Source organism: uncultured Georgenia sp., assembly GCF_937958535.1.
Lineage (GTDB): Bacteria > Actinomycetota > Actinomycetes > Actinomycetales > Actinomycetaceae > Oceanitalea.
Window position 1 is genome coordinate 1 of record NZ_CALGNQ010000230.1, and the last position, 3,492, is coordinate 3,492.

The 3,492-nt window shown below is 72.3% G+C and carries 4 protein-coding genes; 1 reads left to right on the plus strand and 3 read right to left on the minus strand.

The window, feature by feature from the left end:
• Positions 1-13 precede the first annotated feature (13 nt).
• Positions 14-514, plus strand: a complete 501-nt coding sequence (locus tag Q0195_RS12150) for a DUF3145 domain-containing protein (protein WP_299278913.1) — start codon at positions 14-16, stop codon at positions 512-514.
• A 444-nt stretch (positions 515-958) separates the two neighbouring features.
• Here Q0195_RS12150 and fabF read toward each other — a convergent pair whose 3' ends face one another.
• From fabF to Q0195_RS12165, 3 genes are all read right to left on the minus strand, one after another.
• Positions 959-2,200, minus strand: coding sequence for a beta-ketoacyl-ACP synthase II (fabF, locus tag Q0195_RS12155; protein WP_299278916.1), 1,242 nt, complete (start codon positions 2,198-2,200; stop codon positions 959-961).
• Between the two features lie 60 nt (positions 2,201-2,260).
• Positions 2,261-2,512: an acyl carrier protein gene (locus Q0195_RS12160; RefSeq protein WP_299278918.1), complete on the minus strand. Its 252-nt coding sequence runs from the start codon at positions 2,510-2,512 to the stop codon at positions 2,261-2,263.
• A gap of 83 nt (positions 2,513-2,595) precedes the next feature.
• The coding region (locus tag Q0195_RS12165; protein ID WP_299278921.1) for a beta-ketoacyl-ACP synthase III at positions 2,596-3,492 on the minus strand (897 nt) is incomplete at its 5' end.

Here is a 3,492-nt window from a genome sequence, read left to right on the forward strand (position 1 = left end):
CAGGAGGGTCGACATGAATGGTGCCATCACCCGCGGCGTCATTTTCGTGCACTCTGCGCCCCGCGCGCTCTGTCCGCACGTGGAGTGGGCGGCGGGCACGGTGCTCGACGGCCGGGTCTCCTTCGAGTGGACGCCTCAGCCCGCCGCGCCGGGGATGTTCCGGGCGGAGTACTCGTGGGTGGGGCCCGTCGGCACGGGTGCGCGCCTCGCCTCGGCCCTGCGCGGCTGGAACCACCTGCGCTACGAGATCACCGAGGACCCCTCACCGGGGGTGGACGGCGGACGCTGGTCCCACACCCCCGAGCTGGGCATCTTCCACGCCCAGACCGACGCGCACGGCAACGTCGTCGTCCCCGAGGACCGGATCCGGGCGGCACTCGAGTTCGCCTCCGACCCCGCCCGCATGCGCCACGAGATGAACCTCGCTCTCGGTCAGGCGTGGGACGACGAGCTCGAGCCCTTCCGCTACGCCGGCGCCGGCGCCCCGGTGCGCTGGCTCCACCGCGTCGGCTGACCCCCGGCCCCTCCCCGGCGGGGGCATGGTGATGTGGTCGGGACCGAGTCAGGGTGATCCACGTGGTGGGTCAGTTTGACCCTTCGTGGCACACATACTGTGCCCTGCTCTCGAAGCCTGGGATGTCGGGGCCGGCCCGGACGGGGGGGAAGCGAGCGCAGGGGGAGCGGTGATGTCGTTGGGACCGAGTCAGGGTGATCCACGTGATGGGTCAGCTTGACCCTTCGCGACACACCTACCGTGACCCGAGCTCGCAGCGAGCGATTCCGAGGCCCCGGACGGCGTCGAGGACGGTGCGAAGATCCGCACTGGGCAGCGGTGCGGGGTGACCGTCGCGACCACTGCGGTCAGGACGGCTCCGCGGGTCGGCGCTGCGGCAGCCCAGAATGCGCTTCTGGTGCTGGGAGGGGTTCCGCCGCAGCGCAGGCCCGGCGAGAGACCTGGTCAGACGTTGCGGACGGCGAGGGCGACGTTGTGGCCGCCGAACCCGAAGGCGTTGTTGAAGCCGACGATGTCACCGGCGGGCAGCTCACGCGGGGTGTCGCGGACGATGTCGATGTCGATGTCGGCGTCCACCTCGGTGAGGTTGATCGTCGGCGGGGCCGTGCGCTCCTTGATCGCCAGCACGGTGAAGATGGTCTCCAGCGCCCCGGCGCCGCCGAGGAGGTGGCCGGTCATCGACTTGGTCGCCGAGACGGTGACGTGGTCGGCCTCGCCGCCCAGGGCGCGCCGGATGGCCTTGGCCTCGATCCCGTCGCCCACCGGGGTGGACGTGGCGTGGGCGTTGACGTGGACGACGTCGCGCCCGGTGACGCCGGCGTCCTCCAGGGCGAGGCGCATGGCCCGCTCCTGTCCGGCGCCGGTCGGGTCCGGCGGGGCGATGGCGTAGGCGTCCGAGCTCATCCCCACGCCGATGACCTCGGCGTAGACCTTTGCACCGCGGGCGGCGGCGTGCTCGGCGCTTTCCAGGACGACGATCCCGGCGCCCTCACCGAGGACGAATCCGTCGCGGGTGACGTCGTAGGGGCGCGAGGCGCCGGCCGGGTCGTCGGTCCGCGTGGACAGCGCCTGCATCTTGGCGAAGGCAGCGATCGGCAGCGGGTGGATGGCCGCCTCGGTGCCCCCGGCCACGACGACGTCGGCCCGCCCGGAGCGGATCATCTGCACCCCGTAGGCGATCGCCTCGGCGCCCGAGGCACACGCGGACACAGGGGAGTGGGCCCCGGCCTTGGCGCCGACCTCGAGTGAGACGTAGCCGGCCGGGGAGTTGGGCATGAGCATCGGGACGGTCAGCGGCAGGACGCGTCGCGCCCCGCGCTCCTTGAGGGTGTCCCACGCGTCGAGCAGCGTCCACACGCCCCCGATGCCGGAGGCGACGACGGCGCCCAGGCGCTCGCCGTCGACCTCGGGGGAGCCGGCGTCGGCCCACGCCTCGCGGGTGGCGACGACGGCGTACTGGGCGCTGGGGTCCATCTTGCGGGTCTCGGTCCGCGCCAGGACGTCGGACGTCGGCACGGCGAGCTGGCCGGCGAAGTCGACCGGGATCTCGTACCGCTCGGCCCAGTCGTTGTCGAGCGTGCGGACACCGGACTTCCCGGCGAGGGCGGCGCTCCAGGTCGAGGGCACGTCCCCGCCCAGCGGCGTGGTGGCTCCGAGACCGGTGATGACGACGGTGGGGGTGGCCATTGTGTGCTCCTCGGGTGTGGTCGGCCGGGGCGGCCCGTGGTGCCGCCCCGGCCGGATGGGTCAGGCCTGCTGGGCGTTCTGGATGAAGGAGACGGCGTCCTGGACGGTCGTGAGGTTGGCGACCTCCTCGTCCGGGATGCGGACCTCGAACTTCTCCTCGGCCAGCGTGACGATCGTCATCATCGACAGCGAGTCGATGTCGAGGTCGTCGGTGAAGGACTTGTCCGGCTGGACCGACTCGACCGGCAGACCGGTCTCCTCGTTGACGATCTCGGCCAGGCCGGTGAGGATCTCCTGCTCGCTGTGAGCCATACGGGTTACTCCAATTTCGGTGTGGGTGGGACGGGGAACAGTGTGGTGCAACGAGGCGGCCGCCGCGGTCGGCGACGCGCCCGTCAGGGCAGCGCCACGACCTGGGCGGCGTAGACGAGCCCGGCGCCGAAGCCGATCTGCAGGGCGAGCGCCCCGGGCTCCACCTTGCCCTCCCGCTGCAGCCGCTCGGCCGCGAGGGGGATCGAGGCGGCGGAGGTGTTGCCGGTCTCGGCGATGTCGCGGGCGATGACGACGGAGTCGGACAGCCCCACCCGTTTGGCGAGCTGGTCGATGATCCGCATGTTCGCCTGGTGCGGGAGGAAGACCTCGATGTCCTCCGGCGTGAGCCCGGCGGCCTCGATCGCCGCGCCGGCGACCTTGGCCATCTCGAAGCTCGCCCACTTGAACACCGTGGGGCCCTTCTGCCGCAGCGTGGGCCAGGAGGTGTCCGAGCCGTCGCGGAAGGTGAGCCACGAGTGGGTCTGGTTGATGGCGTCGGCCTGCCCGCCGTCCGAGCCCCACACCGTCGGGCCGATGCCCGGGGTGTCGGAGGGCCCGACGACGGCGGCGCCCGCGCCGTCGCCGAGGAGGAAGGAGATGGAGCGGTCGGTCGGGTCGATGATGTCCGACATCCGCTCCGCGCCCACGACGACGACGTGCCGCGCGGTGCCGGCCCGGACGAGGGCGTCGGCCTGTGCGATGCCGTAGCAGTAGCCCGCGCACGCCGCGGAGATGTCGAACGCAGCCGCGGGGGTGGCCCCGATCCGGTCGGCGATCACCGCGGACAGGGCGGGCGTCTGTTCCAGGTGGGTGACGGTGGAGACGATGACGGCGTCCACCTGGGAGGGCTCGACACCGGCCTCGGCGAGCGCCTTACGGGCCGCCTCCTCGGTCATGTCGGCGAGGGTCTGGTCCTCCGACGCGCGGCGGCGCTCGATGATGCCGGTGCGCTGGCGGATCCACTCGTCGGAGCTGTCGAT